The sequence below is a fragment of the Granulicella mallensis MP5ACTX8 genome, assembly GCF_000178955.2.
GTDB classification, from domain to species: Bacteria; Acidobacteriota; Terriglobia; order Terriglobales; family Acidobacteriaceae; genus Granulicella; species Granulicella mallensis.
On sequence record NC_016631.1, the window covers coordinates 3,437,318 to 3,452,992 of the forward strand.

The following is a 15,675-nucleotide window of genomic DNA, read 5'->3' on the forward strand; positions in this document are numbered from 1 at the left end:
AGTGCAACCTCGGCTATACTTGCTGAGGCAGGGCGGGAGTAGCTCAGTGGTAGAGTGCTTCCTTGCCAAGGAAGATGTCGCCGGTTCGACCCCGGTCTCCCGCTCCAAACACCCTCCTATTTGCGGTACACTTCCACAAGACAGTCAGTGTACCCTGCGCCCTGGAGTTACGGTGTAGGTTGAGGCGCGGTACCCAAGTGGTAAGGGAGAGGTCTGCAAAACCTTTATGCGTCGGTTCGATCCCGACCCGCGCCTCCAAATTGCTTATTTGCAACGACTTACAGGCCATGTAAATGCCCTCTTAATTGCCGGTTTGTCTGTTAAATGGAAACCAGGAAAAATATAAGTAATTGATTGATAATGGTTTGTCTCATTTAGCGCTTCCCCTCTAAACCTTCCCCTTCGCCCTCCAAAATAACGAAATAGCGGAGCTGGCTGCCAAATGGCTTCCATTTCATTTCCGCATGACGTGTCGCGTCACAGTGCCTGAGCACGTTCCACAATTCAGGTTTCGGCAACGGAAGACGCACCATTGGACATTTCAGAGTCACGTCTCATGATGCTCGCCTTTCGCAGTATGGATTGTTGTATCGGATTGCTCAGTTCCTAGCCGCAAAACATGGAACGCTCAATAGAGAACCTGCATTCGACGTCAAGATGCAGAGTCAGAAAGGTCGGCTTCCACGAAGTCAAACGCCTATGCTCAAAGCCGATGAGGTACCCGGTTTGCTCGCCCTACTTCAGACCAATTGGCAGGCCGAGATGGAGGATTACGCTACCTACAGGGCTTTAGCTTCGAGAGAATCTGACTCCCGCCGACGCAATGTCATGAGAGGGCTCGCCGCAGCTGAGAGACATCACGCCTACCTTTGGGCTGATGAGATCAGTGCTATAGACGGACCGACGTTGATCTATAGCGGCGATGCAAACGGACGTGCCGATCTCCTTTCCAAGGGTGTTGGAGGAATCGACGCCGAACTCCGTCAACTCAGAATCCACGAACGAAGCGAGATTGAGCGTTACAGCAAACAAACGTTGAATCTCACGAATGAGGCTTGTCAGAAGATCTTGCTCGAAGTGATCGCGGACGAGAACGATCACTACAAGACTCTGAGCGGTCTGATCCGCGCCCGCCCTCCACTCCCGGCGATGGATGGTTCTCAGGCTAGAACAGCCCTTGCGGCTCTGTTGGCCGCTCGCAAAAAGCGACATCCAGAGGCTGCTGGCTGGCTCAACGATGCCATTTACGCTGCTCACGATGGCCTGGGCTCAATCTTCGGTATCGTCTCTGGAGTCGCCGGGGCCACTCTCGGAAAAGGTCACTATGTGCTTATCGCGGGTCTCGCAGGAATGGTGGGAAGTGCTTTATCCACTGGCACAGGAGCTTACCTCACTTCCCGGAGCGAGCGGGAACTCTATGACGCTGGACTGATGCGGGAACGAAAGGCCGTTGATTACGACGAATCGGAAGCGCGCGAAGTCTTGGCGCTGAGTCTGCAGGTCCGCGGCCTTCCAGAAGATGTCGCAGGAAGGTTGGCCCACTTACTAGCTGAGAACAAAGAGGGGTTCGTGAAAGCGCTTACGCGTATCGGAGCGAACCTTTCAGAGGAAAATCTCAGCAATCCCTGGGTTGCAGCCTTGACCGGATTTACCGCGACAGCGGTTGGTGCTTTCGTTCCGATCATCCCGTTCTTCTTTTTGTCAGGTGTTCCAGCAATCGCACTCGCAGCAGTCGTCTCTTTGTCGGCCCATTTCGCAGTTGGCGCTACAAGATCGCTCATGACCGTACGGCCCTGGTGGCGATCTGGCCTTGAACTAACGGCCTTTGGAGCCGTCGAAGGTATTATCACGTTCTCCATCGGAGTTGTCTTGGGGCGATTAGTCGGTACACACTAATTGCTCGCCGAAGCCCGGACCGAAGACCTCCTACGGCTCGGACTCAAGCACAGTCAAGGTTTTCCCGGTGGAACTAGCGAGGAGAGAATCGGCGGTGACAACCAGGGTCACGCCAGGCGTGAGTACGCCGTCTAGCGCTTTACGGAAAGCATCGGGCATTGTTACTCTTGCGCGCTCTGAGGCCGGAAGCTCACGATTCCCCTCCCAGCTTTGTCCGGGAAGCGGCAATTGCAACCAATGGAATCCCTGTGGATCTACCTTCGAAAGACTGTAGGCCGTTGTTTCAGACACCGCGCCCGCGATAGTCACTGGCGCAGAGCCGATTAAAATCCCGTTGCGAAGAACAACCAATCGATGGTCTGGTGCGCTCAAGATGACAGATACAGGACCTGATAGGGACTTCTGAGGTTCCCAGATAGCGCCGCCCGCATCTTCCGCTTTCGTCGCAGCCTCGCTCTGCAATAAATCCGGAGTTGGAGCCAGTCGAGGAACTGCGTCCAAGTCAGTGATCACCACGGTCATCCCCCGCTCAGTCGTTCCGTACAAGAGCTTCGCAAAGACCAGCGGCATTCGGATGCAACCGTGTGACGCTGGATATCCGGGTAAGTTTCCCGCGTGCATCGCAACGCCTGACCACGTCAGGCGCTGCATGTATGGCATCGGTGCGGAGTCATAGAGATTGGATTTGTGATGCACCTGCTTTTGCAGGACCGTGAACACGCCCGTTGGTGTCTGATGGCCAGGCTTTCCCGTCGAAGCCGTGGCTGCGCCGATTAGAACGCCATTGCGATAGACATAGACACGCTGAGACGTAAGGCTGATCACAGCCAGTACTGATCCAGATGGTGCGACCATCGGAGCCCAAAGATACTGTCCTGGCTTTAGTGCCTGAATGCCATCCGCCAGATTCGAAGCCAAAGGGCTGGAGACCTGCTCCCATATCGATGGTGCATACGTGCTTATGGACGCAAACCCGCCGGCGACATACCAGATGAACTTTCGTCTGGATTCTCTTGATTCCACTTCACGCTCCATTCAGCTGACCAATAGATCGATATGCATTCGCAGAGCCGTGGCAAAGGCTCATTCGCATCCCTAGCAAACCAAAGCACTCACACGGTATCGAGTAGGTGCGGTCCAAGCAAGGTTTGACACCTCTGAGATCGTCCAATGCTGGCACCCCTGCCAAGATAAGTAGAACTATCGCCAGGGGGGAGCCTAAATAGAAAGCCGACGTGACGAAATCCCAGCATCCCGATAACACCCCCATTCTGAGTCCGCTCGTGGCCTGTGAGTTTCCGCAGATAGTTGAATGGCATTCCAATTCCATTCCAGCTCGTTCAAACCAGATGAGGCGAGATTTCGTCAGATGGCACATCCCTTCCGGTAGGAGAGTGCTCTAAAGTCGATATCACCGCCTTCGATGGATCGCTCTCTGCGGGTCCTTTGTGCAGCGAAATCCAACCCAACCCCGAGAGGCTAAGAGATTGCGGTCCAATACTCGTACGGGAAGGAACTCGCCGACCCGAGAAATCTTGGGTTAGACAGAATAGAGTTTCGAGCAATTGTTCGGGGCGGCAGTGATGATCAATCGATTCGTCATAGAGGTGATCGTCTAGATTCAAAGGTGACATTCCGAAGATGAGGATTCGAGCGTTCGGATAGTAGAGTCGAATTTCCTGGGCCAGCTTACTGACGATCGAAGCCCCTAGACTGCGGCTAAGAATGGCCACCCTGATGTCAGTTTCCCGTATGTCAGGTGCAGGAACCGCCTCGCTGGAAGCGGCGACACGGTAGTCAGCTGCTGAAAGTAACTGAGCTCCGGCCGCCAGTAGCCCAGGATTCGGCTCAACGATCAATATCCCTGAGGGAAGAAATGCGTATTGGTTTGAGTTGCTCTTCTGAAGTTTGCATTAATCCTCCTCGTACTCTGGATGAGTCTGTCAGACGCTTTCGTGGGAATCTTGCCTTCCGAGCTGATCGCAACTCCAATTGAGCTTTTGACTAGCTAAGAACACTGAATCATTCTCTTCTTCCTCGATGGGGGTTTATGTATCGGATTGCTCAGCGTTGCGGTGCGGCGGCATTGACTTATAAGCCGCAGTGCAAAAAGGTATATTCCCATGGCAGCAAAACCAACGGTCGAAGAGAAGTAGATTGAATCTCTTGAACAGGCGCAGAAAGCAAGGCAGTACACGGGGTATTCCGCAAAGCAGGCCGTCGCAGCCGCATAGAGAAGGAACTCGATGCGCTTCACGAATCCTACGACACAACCAAACTATGCTTGCCGGTTCTCAAAAAGCCAGCCTCGAACCAGATCGAGTACACTGACGACACCATAGAAGCAGCCGAGTCGCAAAGACTAATGAGTATCATTTTGAGCAGCTTCCATCCGCAAAACTAGAACGATGGGTCGCAACTATCCAGAAAGTTGCTCGGACGATGAAGTTCGCAGATGTTCATGAATTCGAGTCGCAGGCTCACGTTCAAAAGGTTGGCGCCGCAATCTGTCTCGCTGATCCGATAGAGCAACAGCACGTTCTGACGGCTGTAAGCGAGATGAAGATTTCAACGACGATCTTCAACGCCGAAGCCAAAGAGCTCCAACGCCTAAAGACATTCGAATTCATCGTTGCGGATCAACTCGTCGCGCAGGAACTCGTTCTTCTCTTCGAACAGGACGAAGTCGACGGCGATGGAATCAGTCCTGCAATCATCGCCGTCATTCACCAAGAACCTGAACACCCATCTAAGTCCACCCAAGTCGACTGCAACTTCGATGGATTCCTTAACTTCCCGATGAGCCAGACTGAGATCTCGACCCAACTTTCAGTGATCATGTACGCGCATTGCGCGTTTGCAAAGCGGTATTCCGCTGCATGGAGAGAACTGCATCTGAATCGAAGAATCTTCCGTTCAGTCACTACTGGTATTTCTGTTGCCAGCGCAACACTACCCGATCTTCCTCTGGTTTATGTCAACCCGGCCTTTGAGGAGATGACAGGCTATAGCCGAGCTGAAGTCCAGGGACGGAACTGCCGATTCCTTGAGGGGAATGAGCGGAGTCAGCCCGGCCTTGCGATTGTGCGGGATGCTTTGTCCAATCGCCGCAAGGGCGTCGCGATTCTAAAGAATTTCAGAAAGGATGGAACTCCGTTTTGGAATGAGCTCTCCTTGTCTCCGATTTCGGATGATAACGGTCAGCTAACTCACTATGTGGGAATTCAGACCGATGTGACCAAGCGTGTCGATCTTGAGATGGCCCTCCGTGAAAGTGAGAAGCTTGCAGCCGTGGGCCGCTTGGCGTCTTCTATCGCACACGAGATCAATAACCCTCTCACCTCCGTCATGAACCTCACTTTTCTGGCACAAGGCACAGAATGCTCGCAAGACACAAAGGACTATCTGGCTACTGCAGATCGAGAGTTGAGGCGTGTCAAACTCATCACCGAACAGTCGCTACGATTCTTCAGGCAGTCGACAAAAGCGCAGTCTACAAGCCCGGCTAAACTCCTGGAACCGATTCTCGACCTCTATCAATCTCACGCGAGCAATGCAGGGGTAAAGACAATCGTTAGAGAACGGCCAAGTCGATCCATCGTTTGCATGGAAAGCGAAATCCGCCAAGTTCTCAGCAATTTGGTGGGCAACGCGATCTACGCGATGCAGGAACACGGCGGTCAATTGTTCATTCGAAGCCGTGAGACCAGAGAGGGAAACCAAGGGCGAGAGGGACTCGTGTTCACGGTCGCAGATAACGGAACAGGGATGAGTACTGAGACCCTAAGCTGCATCTATAAGGCCTTCTTCACAACGAAGGGTATCGGGGGTACTGGCCTTGGGCTATGGATAAGCTGCGAGATTATCGAGCGTCATCGCGGGAACATCAAGGTCCGCAGTAGCCAGCGAGCCGGAGCATCGGGAACAGTTTTTCAGTTGTTCTTGCCATATCAAGGCATCGCTTCGCAAAGAGAAATTGACGACATCTCAAGGTTTTCCTAGAGGATCTGATGCGGTTTATCTCCCTGTCGGCCCGTAGAACGCTGAGTCCGGCTTCGGGGAATGGACGGCGTCTCTAAATGAAGATTCACAGGGTGCTGCCAACGCTCCATGAAGGCGGTCGCAACCGTGAGTGAAGCTTTCAGTTGTGCGGGGCTCAACAGCCCTGCATCAGTTGACGTGCTGCATCGCTCCAAATCCGTTATAAGAGTTTTCATTTCAACACCTTCACAATTTCCTACTGCGATCTGGCTTAAGTCCATCTGTGGCAAATCTGCGTTCATCTTCTTCGCAACAAACGAGTGATACTGTGCATTTGTGCTCATAGTTGGCCTCGTTCCGTTCCTCTGATCCTTTACGGCGCTGAACATTCCGACACGTATCTGCAGCTCATTTTGGGTTTCGCCTCGCACAGCCCCCCTTGGGGGCATCAGAATAGGTGTCACTTGTTCGCGACATTCATCGTGAGCTTCAGTCCAAGCTCTAACTTGGATTGACATCTGCTCAGTGGCCCGTGAACGGAAGAAGGCCCAAATGCCGCACCGGAAGCTAAAAGAATTCGATCCCGCAGCCTTTCTCGCTACCTCAGGATTAGGTCGCCGGATCGTTCACATCAAAGCCAAGGGAACTCTGTTCTCACAAGGGAGCGTTGCAGATTCTGTGTTCTATCTGCAAAAGGGGCGAGCGAAGCTCACGGTCGTGTCCAAGGCCGGCAAGGAAGCAACCATTACGCTCATCGCCGCTGGCGACTTTGTCGGGGAGGAGTCGGTCACCGCTATTGCGGGATTGCATATGTCCACTGCAACTGCAATTACCACCTGCTCTGTGCTGAAGATCGAACGGGTAGAGATGATGCGGGTCATCCACGATGAACACGCCTTTTCCGACATCTTTGTTGCTTTCCTCTTAGATCGGTCCATGCGAACCCAAGCGGATCTTGTGGACCAGCTATTCAATTCGAGCGAACGACGGCTAGCTAGAATTCTCCTGCTCATGGCGGATTTCGGGAAGCCTGGTGAGCCAGAGACAGTGATTCCCCGGATTACGCAGGAAACCTTGGCCGATATGATCGGGACAACCCGATCCCGGGTGAGTTTCTTCATGAACCGATTCCGCAAGATGGGGTTCATTGAATACAACGGCCGCATTCATGTTCACAAGTCCCTGCTCAACGTGGTTCTTCATGATCAGAGGCCAGGCGCGAACTCGATCAGCGCCGCGCTTCTTGATACGAAACGAGACAAGACAAAACCGGCAAAACGAGCGTCCGCCTCAACAAGAAAAATGATGGCCGTATCTGACGAGAGGCCTCTCGACGATGCGGTTGACTCGCCTCGACTACAACGGAGTCAAAGCAAGCGAAATGCGTATCGAATTGCTCAGAACTCATGGTCTACGGGTGGAACACTGAGACCTTAGTGCGGTAAATCGCAACGGCAACGCCGCAACGAGGAGATTTCATGAAAACTGTTGATTCGGTCGTTGCAGTCTACGACACACACGAACAAGCGGAGCACGCCATCAAGCTTCTCCAAGAGGCGGGGACCGATATGAAGACCTTATCGATCGCGGCGAAGGATACACACACGGACGAACATGTTGTTGGTTATTACAACACTGGCGACAGGATGAAGTACTGGGGAAAGATAGGCGCCTACTGGGGAGGATTCTGGGGCTTACTCTTCGGCTCCGCGATGTTCGCCATCCCGGGTCTTGGGCCCCTTCTTGTTGCAGGTCCGCTTGTCGCCTGGATTGTCGCAGGACTTGAAGGAGCTGTCGTCATAGGCGGCGTAAGCGCTCTCGGTGCAGGCCTGATCAGCATCGGCATACCGAAAGACAGCGTTGTCGAATACGAAACTGCCATCAAGAGCGACAAATTCGTTCTTATTGTCCACGGTTCGTTCGATGAAGTGAAACAGGCAGAAGAGGTGATCGAAAGCTCACGCCACAAGGCCTACACAGTTCACGGTGAAACTGTTCTCGCGTAATTCCTGCTATCCGCTGGATGGCGATACAAAGCGCCATCCAGCGACATCGTATACCCAAAGAGCATGAGCAGACATCTGCCTCAGTCTTCGACCGCATAATCATAACGCAGGATGATTGTGGAACGAGGGTTCACGATATAGGTTGATCCGCTGATCGGCACGTATTGTCCCTGATCCGCGACATCGAACGGCGACGCTAGTGACGTATCTACCACCCGGAGCCATCCAGAACTCTTCCCGCCTGTCACTGGCGGCAAATCGAATTCAAGAGTTTGCCAAAATGAATTGACCGCCACGTAACGGACCTCCCCAAGCGCCGCGTTGCGCCACACAAATGCCAAACTATGAGAGTCTGCACCCCAGTCTGGCTGGTCAAGCCGAACTCCGTGCCACTCCATCTTGTTTGCATTGACGAATCCGCCGACCTCCTTTCCGTCAAGGAACATGCCATTGTCACAGTCAAGACGGAGCCGCACGAGCAATTGGGTGAATCGGAGCATTTCTAACTTCTTCGTATCTGGTTCCCAATCGAACCAGCTGATGGGGTCATCTTGGCAATAGGCATTGTTGTTCCCGCCCTGAGTACGACGCACCTCGTCGCCCATGAGCAACATTGGAGTCCCGGTTGAAAGTAGAGCCAAAACAAGCCCATTCTTGATCTGCTGTGTTCGCAAGCGATCGATGTCTAAGCTGACATTGGCACCTTCTGTGCCACAGTTCCAACTGCGGTTGGAGTTGGTACCGTCCCCATTGAGCTCCCCGTTCGCCTCATTGTGCTTGTAGTCGTATGAGACGAGGTCGTTGAGAGTGAATCCGTCGTGGCAAGTGATGAAGTTGATGCTTTGTCCTGCCGGCCGGTCTCCAGAGCGGTAGAGATCGTAGCTTCCACTGATGCGCTCGCGAAGTTTCCAGACAGTTTCGCGATCGCCTTTCAGAAAGCTGCGAACATCATCTCTGAACTGTCCGTTCCAGTCGTTCCATCTGTCATGCCCAAATCTCCCGACCTGATACAGCCCTCCTTCGTCCCAAGCCTCAGCGATTAGCTTTGTCCCGGCCAACAGGGGCTCGGAGTCGATGTCCCAGAGAATCGGTGGGTTGCTCATGGGTTGACCCCACTCGTCGCGCGAAAGCACCGAGGCAAGGTCAAAGCGAAAGCCATCGATATGCATCTCCGATACCCAGAACTTCAGGCTATCCAAGATAAGTCTCTTGACGACAGAATGATTCGTCTTCAACGTATTCCCTGCGCCAGTGACATTGAGGTATCCCGCTCCGTCTTCATTGAGGATGTAGTACGAGCTGTTCCCTAGTCCGCGAAAGCAAGACGTCGGACCGCCATCTCCTGCTTCCGCAGTGTGGTTGTAGACGACATCGAGGATAACCTCGATCCCTGCACGATGCAGTTGCTTTACCATCTCCCGAAACTCATCAAGACAGGTCATCGGATCGCCAGACGAACTGTATCCGAGATGAGGGGAGAAAAACGATACCGGATTGTACCCCCAATAATCTGTTAGCCCAGAGGGCGCAGATTGAGGGTCGAACTGGAATACGGGCAGAATTTCGACCGCGGTAATACCCAACTTCTGAAGATGGGGGATCTTCTCAATGACGCCAAGATATTTTCCTCGGTTGGCATCCGACACACCAGAGTTTGGGTGGCGAGTAAAACCGGCGATGTGCATTTCGTAAATGATGGTCGTTCGGAATGAGTGATTGAGCGGAGCGTCACCGTCCCAGTCGAAGAGAGCCATATCCGCCACAACGCTCTTCATCGACGTTGCCGTGTTGTCGCCGGGGCAGCAGGCATTGCCGCGGCTGTAATTCTTCCCTACTGCAACCGCTTTTCCGTAGGGGTCGATGAGAATCTTCGATTCGTCGAAACGTTGTCCGTTTTTGGGGTCATTAGGACCCTCGGCTCGATACCCGTAGATCTGTCCGGCCTTCACCCCAGGGATGAAGATGTGCCAGTAGTGACCGGTTCGATTGATCGCTGGATCTAATCGGATGAATCTCTGGGAGACGAGTGCATCGACATGATCGAAGAACGAGATTGTGATACCCGTCGCGCATGATGAGAAGAGGCTGAAATTGGTACCGTCCTCCAAGAGGGAGGCTCCCAGCGGAGATGGCACGCCCTGGAGCGAGTGCGTTTTGTTCAGCGGGCGTATCGCAGTTGCAACGACGGGCGCGTCATTAGCTTTTGGATCCATTGGACGTTATCTCGATCCGGTTTTGTTCAGGCAGACTAGAACTGAGCGCTTTCGCCGCGGAGAATCGGCGTGTGGTGCCGGTGCAATCCCTCAGCGAACACAAAGATGACGGCTCCATAAAACAACTCAAATCCGCCAAGCCAGTGGGTAGCACTCCGTGTTGAAGCGTCACGATGGGTTACAAACGCTAAACCGGCACCGACTGCCACCAAGCCGGCGACGCCAAGTAGCCCTGCATAGGTCTTGCTTGCCCGGAGCTTCCATCCGAGTACTACCAGAAAACAGCCTGTGCCCAGTGCGTGCAACCCAGATAGCCATGCCAGCGACTCCGAAGAGAGCAAGAGTGTCAGTCCCACGTATGTTCCTAGCGCGGTGTCAAAGATGCATTCCGCCAGGAGAAGACGCCAAATGCCTACTTGGTGTTCAGCGGCATAGCCAGAGGCGACTCCGAGGAGAATGCCATTGCTCAGGATGTAGAAACCGAGGATGAGCCCCAGGAAGACGAACATGATCGGATCGAAGAAGATTGATCCAAACAGGCTCCCCGAATAAAACAGAATTCCTGAGAAGAGGATTGCTCCTCCGCCGCGGGCGGCGAACGCCCACCAGAACATCCCAAGTTTCTTCATCGGCTTCTCAAACTTCTGGGCCTGCGCCAAATCTGCCGCGCTCCCCGCGATCACTTCGCACCCTTGGGATCATCTTTATCCAAAATCTTCGCGCTTCGGAGAAGAAGAACCGGACACTCAGCGAGTTTAACGACTTTCTCCGCGATTGATCCGAATACCACCGGGCGCCATCCGGACATGCCGTGAGTGGAGATAACCAGCATGTCGACGTGTTCCCGTTCGATCACCATCAGTACGTTTCCGACAACATCATTACCAATTTCAACCTTGGAACTAGCTTTTATCCCCTGCCCCAAGAGATTGGAGACGAACTCAGCCATTTTTTTCTCCGACTCCTTTTCGGCATCTGCAAGAAACTCTTGATTCGGATAAAAGGAAGTAGGAAATTCAATTCCAGTGACGATCGGTAGCATTGGGATTACATGCAGAAGATAGAGTTCGGCGTGAAACAGCCGGGCCAGTTCGATTGTCGTCGTCAAGGCTGATATCGACGATGGACTGAAATCCATAGGGACGAGTATCTTTTTCGGATTGAACGTAGAACGAGTCGGCTCGATCATCTTGATCTCCAGAAGGCACATTCTTTGTGCGCAGCACTTCTATGCTCTTCCATCTCATAACCGGAAGACTGAGCAGTTTTGTACATATTCTTGGGCTTATGACGGGATCGATTGCTCTAACAAAGCTTCCCTGCCCGCGTTGTTATGCAACGCCAGAAAAGCCTTCAGAAGAACGCGCGGATCATGGTTTCCCTTGTAAACAGACGGTGGCGTCTTGTCCAACCCGAGCAGCGAGTACACAGCAGTCTGTGCGGAACGTATGGAGTACTCCACCGTGAAAACCACGTCGTCTTCTATTTCGCAAAACTGACCTACGAAGGCGAGATTTTTGGAGCGTGGAGGAACTACCGCTGGGCGGTCACCGATGGAACGCGGCAGGAACTGGCTGGTGATAAACGGCATCATGCACGGAATACATGTGCAACTGCTCAGCACCTTGTCGATCTCTGCATTAAGCCGAAGGTGTCCCATGATTTCGGTCATGATTTCGCGGCCCGTACATTCAGCCATCGGCTTTTTTACGAAGTTGCCAGGTCGGTCCACAAACAGACCATACCCCCAGAACACGTTGACATCCTCCGGCTGACCGATGAAGTGCGGCTGATGCGGCAATACAATCGACGCCAGCCAGTTCGATTCGGGAAACGTAATCAGGCCACCCTCCCCGGGAGCATTGCCTGTAGCATCCCGAATGCAATCAAAAAAAATCGGAGTGTGAAGTGTTGTCGTGAAGGATAGCCACTTCGAATCTTTTACGTGGTCGCTGAAGTTTGCAGGCCTGCCGCAATCATTCTGTCGCCTTGCAATCTTCTCCCATAACGACCAGGATCCTCCGGCTCGCGCTTCATTCAGAACAGCAGCTTGATCCATCGATCCAAAACTCGATCCCTCTGTCATGGAACCCAATGTGGCAATCACAAAATCGGATGAGGTCACCTGAATTAAGTGCGGAGCGCCAGAAGTCTCGCAATGGATCTGTTCCACCGCGAAACCATCTGAGGCGTTCGACGTAATAAGGTCCATCACGCGTGTGTTCAGGTGAAACTGAACGCCTCGCTCTTCGAGCCACCTACGCAGAGGTCGAACAAGCGAGTCGTACTGGTTGTAAACCGTTCGCATGATGCCGCCAAGCGTGTTGAAGCCGGACACCATGTGCGTGAAACGCACGAGATAGCGTTTGAACTCGACAGCGCTGTGCCAAGGTTGAAACGCGAAGGTCGTACACCACATGAACCAGAAGTCTGTCGCAAAGAAATCGGCATCTAACTGGTCGGAGATTGTCGTGCGTCCAAGCAAAGACTCCGGCTCCAACTCAAGTCGTTCGATGGTCAAGATGTGCTTTTCACTCAGTCCGAATAGAGGAGCGTTGACGCTCTTTCCTTCACGGAAGAGACGGGATCTTGATGCAGTCTTCATCGTCTTGTTCCAGGCGAAGATCTCCTCTGTCACGGACTGGCGATTGTCGAGGGTCGGAATAGAAGAGAACAGGTTGAAGGTGCAAAGATATTTGCTCTCGATCATCCGACCGCCACGCATGACATAGCCGGTCTCAGGCGTCCCGTTAGCGTCCAGACTGCCGCCGATCTTGTCGGATTCTTCGAGGATGCTGATGTCGTGCCCTTTTAGGCCTCCGTCGCGAATCAGGAAACCCGCGGCAGCCATCGACGCGATTCCTCCACCAATCAAGTACACCTTCGTGTCTTCTTGCACTCTGCGCTTGTGTGGCATTTGTTGGCCTCTTCTTTCCCTGCATCTAGAGGTTCTCAAGGCCACGAGAGATGATCTGGTTCATTTTGCACACTTCCAGTCAACCGGCTGCGAAACCGGACCTGCTTCAGAACGGAGTGAGCAAAAAGACACAGTACGGCTAGGCATTGAATGCGAGGCTCAACAGACGTGCGTTCCTATAGATGCGCGGCTGGCCTTGATCGAAAGGGACCGGCGCAAAGGAGCACATGACGAGCAGCGACACTTTGAACGTCTCAGCGTCCATCCAGAATGGAAGTTCCGCCGTCCCTTCGGAGGCTGGTGCGGGCCTATCAAGCTCACAAGCTGCAGCCGTGCTCACGCAGGACGGACCGAATGCGATGCCCGATACTTCGGCCCATCTGCTTAGGAATGCGCTTTCGAAGTTCTGGGCCCCGGTTCCCTGGCTTCTCGAAGCCTCGATGGTCTTGCAGATTGCGCTGCACAAATATGTTGAGTCTGGCATCATCGCTGCACTGCTTATCTTCAACGCTGCGCTGGCGTTTGTGCAGGAGGGTCGCGCACAAGCGACCCTTAACGCCCTGAAGTCGCGACTCGCGCTAAATGCCTCAGTCCAGCGTGACGGTGTATGGAAACTGATTCCCGCAGCGCAGTTGGTTGTTGGAGACTTGGTCAAGCTTTCGCTGGGTGGGGTGGTCGCAGCGGATGTTCATATCCTTAGTGGTTCGATCCTGCTGGACCAATCGATGCTGACGGGAGAATCTCTACCGGTGGAGGCCGGTGCTGGTGCGGATACGTTCTCAGGAGCCCTCGTCAAGCGGGGTGAAGCGACAGCCAAGGTGACGGCAACAGGTACTCGAACCAAGTTCGGGCAGACAGCCGAGTTGGTGCGAACAGCACACGTCGTCAGTTCGCAGCAGAAGGCTGTTCTAAAGATTGTGCGAAACCTTGCCTTCTTCAATGGCGCGGTCATCCTACTTATGGGTGTGTACGCTCTCACTCACTCGATGCCCTGGAGTGAGGTTGTTCCGCTTTTCCTCACAGCGGTACTCGCTGCTATCCCGGTGGGTTTGCCGGCCACATTCACATTGTCCTCAGCTATCGGAGCGCGATCTCTCGCTAAACTAGGTGTGCTTCCTACACGCCTGTCTGCGGTGGATGAGGCCGGCACGATTAATGTGTTGTGCGTGGACAAGACGGGCACTCTCACGGCCAATCAGCTTTCGGTGACGAGTGTCTTCCCACTGAATGGGTTCCAGGAAAACCAGGTTCTCGGGATTGCGGCACTCGCGAGTTCCATAGGTGGTCAAGACTCGGTTGACGCTGCGATTCGATCCGCCTCCGAGAAGAAACCGGCTTCGGATACGCCAAAGCTGGTGACATTTACAGCATTTGATCCCGCTAAGAAGACATCGGAGGCGACCGCGACGGATGCCAGAGGCCAGGCTGTAAAGATCATCAAGGGCGCCTTCGCAACAATCCTCACACTCTCCGCACCCGATACACAAGCATCTGAGGCAGCAAACAAGCTCGAAAGACAAGGGTTTCGTGTTCTGGCAGTTGCTTTCGGTCCACCAACCGCCCTACGACTGATAGGTTTGATCGCGTTAAGCGATCCGCCTCGCGGAGACTCGGCGTCACTCATCTCTGAATTGAAAACCCTCGGGGTGCGGACGGTGATGGTCACGGGAGACGCACCGGAGACGGCCTCCATTGTCGCCGGCGAGGTCGGCCTCAGTGGTGCTACCTGTCCGACGGGTCCAATCCCGGCGAGTGTTAAACCAGAAGACTATTCCGTTTTCGCAAGCATCCTTCCCGAAGGAAAGTTCGATCTTGTGAAGGCATTTCAGAAGAGTGGGCATACCGTGGGAATGTGCGGCGACGGTGCCAATGATGCTCCGGCATTGCGACAGGCTCAAATCGGGATCGCGGTTTCCACCGCAACGGATGTCGCCAAATCAGCCGCAGGCGTTGTCCTCACTGAAGCCGGTCTCAGTGGGATCGTGGCTGCCATCAAGACGGGAAGAGTCATCTTTCAGCGCATCCTCAGCTACACCTTGAGATCCACGACTAAGAAGATCGCCCAGCTCCTGTTCCTCGCCATCGGCCTCCTGATGACCGGACAAGCCGTGCTGACTCCGCTGCTGATGGTCATCGTAATGATTACTGGCGACTTTCTTTCGATGGCCTTTGCCACTGATCGGGTGAGACCCTCCGAAACTCCCAATTCCTGGGACATCGGAAAGATTACGGCGGCCGGAGCCCTTTTGGGACTTGGCTTTCTGGCGTTCTGCACGGCCGCTCTTGCTGTCGGCAGATACAGGATGCACTTGGACATCAATCACCTGCGGACGTTCTGTGTCATCGCCATCGTCTATGGCAGCCAGGCAATTACCTACGCTGTGCGTGACCGACAACATCTTTGGGGCCTGCCTCCAACGAAGTGGCTGGTGATGTCTTCTGCAGCGGATATGTTGTTCATCTCGTTGCTTGCGAATCGCGGTATCGAGATGTCCTCACTCTCACTCGCCGTCTTGACCTCGGAGTTCCTGGCAGCCACAATTTTCTTCTTTATTCTGAACTTCGTTAAAGTTCCTATCTTCAGGCGTCTGAATATCACCTAAAACGAAAGAGCTATGTGAGCAAAGCTATACAGTTTTGTATTTTCGCGAGTGCCATGCTT

At 53.6% G+C, this 15,675-nt stretch carries 11 protein-coding genes and 2 tRNA genes; 7 read left to right on the plus strand and 6 right to left on the minus strand.

Translation table 11 applies throughout. The annotated features are described in order from the left end of the window. The first annotated feature begins 32 nt into the window (after positions 1–32). The 3 genes from ACIX8_RS13910 (at position 33) to ACIX8_RS24610 (ending at position 1,896) form a co-directional block, all read left to right on the plus strand. Positions 33–107: transfer RNA gene (locus ACIX8_RS13910), tRNA-Gly, on the plus strand. A gap of 76 nt (positions 108–183) precedes the next feature. Next, positions 184–258: transfer RNA gene (locus ACIX8_RS13915), tRNA-Cys, on the plus strand. Positions 259–726: 468 nt separating this feature from the next. After that, positions 727–1,896 carry a VIT1/CCC1 transporter family protein gene (locus ACIX8_RS24610; protein ID WP_223295336.1) on the plus strand — a complete coding sequence of 390 codons (1,170 nt, stop codon included), beginning with the start codon at positions 727–729 and terminating at the stop codon, positions 1,894–1,896. 30 nt (positions 1,897–1,926) lie between these two features. Here ACIX8_RS24610 and ACIX8_RS13925 read toward each other — a convergent pair whose 3' ends face one another. Further along, positions 1,927–2,919 (minus strand): L,D-transpeptidase, encoded by a 993-nt coding sequence (locus ACIX8_RS13925; protein ID WP_014265983.1) that lies wholly within the window; start codon positions 2,917–2,919, stop codon positions 1,927–1,929. 1,419 nt (positions 2,920–4,338) lie between these two features. Between ACIX8_RS13925 and ACIX8_RS13930 the strand changes: the two genes are divergently transcribed. After that, complete coding sequence (locus ACIX8_RS13930) at positions 4,339–5,898, plus strand: two-component system sensor histidine kinase NtrB (protein ID WP_014265984.1); 1,560 nt, start codon at positions 4,339–4,341, stop codon at positions 5,896–5,898. Here ACIX8_RS13930 and ACIX8_RS13935 read toward each other — a convergent pair. Further along, a complete protein-coding gene (locus ACIX8_RS13935; protein ID WP_014265985.1) occupies positions 5,895–6,221 on the minus strand; it encodes a hypothetical protein in 327 nt (108 codons plus the stop codon). The genes ACIX8_RS13930 and ACIX8_RS13935 overlap by 4 nt on opposite strands. 208 nt (positions 6,222–6,429) lie before the next feature. Here ACIX8_RS13935 and ACIX8_RS13940 point away from each other — a divergent pair, with 208 nt between their 5' ends. Beyond that, positions 6,430–7,314: a Crp/Fnr family transcriptional regulator gene (locus ACIX8_RS13940; RefSeq protein ID WP_014265986.1), complete on the plus strand. Its 885-nt coding sequence runs from the start codon at positions 6,430–6,432 to the stop codon at positions 7,312–7,314. Positions 7,315–7,355: 41 nt separating this feature from the next. After that, on the plus strand, positions 7,356–7,883 hold the full coding sequence (locus ACIX8_RS13945) for a general stress protein (protein WP_014265987.1): 528 nt from the start codon (positions 7,356–7,358) through the stop codon (positions 7,881–7,883). A gap of 80 nt (positions 7,884–7,963) precedes the next feature. Here ACIX8_RS13945 and glgX read toward each other — a convergent pair whose 3' ends face one another. From glgX to ACIX8_RS13965, 4 genes are all read right to left on the minus strand, one after another. After that, entirely contained in the window at positions 7,964–10,096 is a 2,133-nt protein-coding gene (gene glgX / locus ACIX8_RS13950; RefSeq protein WP_014265988.1) for a glycogen debranching protein GlgX, read from the minus strand. Positions 10,097–10,131: 35 nt separating this feature from the next. Further along, the gene (locus ACIX8_RS13955) at positions 10,132–10,725 is read right to left on the minus strand and encodes a hypothetical protein (protein WP_044178679.1); all 594 of its coding nucleotides are present in this window, start codon (positions 10,723–10,725) and stop codon (positions 10,132–10,134) included. 50 nt (positions 10,726–10,775) lie between these two features. Further along, complete coding sequence (locus tag ACIX8_RS13960) at positions 10,776–11,285, minus strand: universal stress protein (protein WP_014265990.1); 510 nt, start codon at positions 11,283–11,285, stop codon at positions 10,776–10,778. A gap of 96 nt (positions 11,286–11,381) precedes the next feature. Beyond that, on the minus strand, positions 11,382–13,013 hold the full coding sequence (locus tag ACIX8_RS13965; protein WP_014265991.1) for an oleate hydratase: 1,632 nt from the start codon (positions 13,011–13,013) through the stop codon (positions 11,382–11,384). Between the two features lie 227 nt (positions 13,014–13,240). Between ACIX8_RS13965 and ACIX8_RS13970 the strand changes: the two genes are divergently transcribed. Beyond that, a complete protein-coding gene (locus tag ACIX8_RS13970; RefSeq protein WP_014265992.1) occupies positions 13,241–15,616 on the plus strand; it encodes an HAD-IC family P-type ATPase in 2,376 nt (791 codons plus the stop codon). Positions 15,617–15,675: the final 59 nt, after the last annotated feature.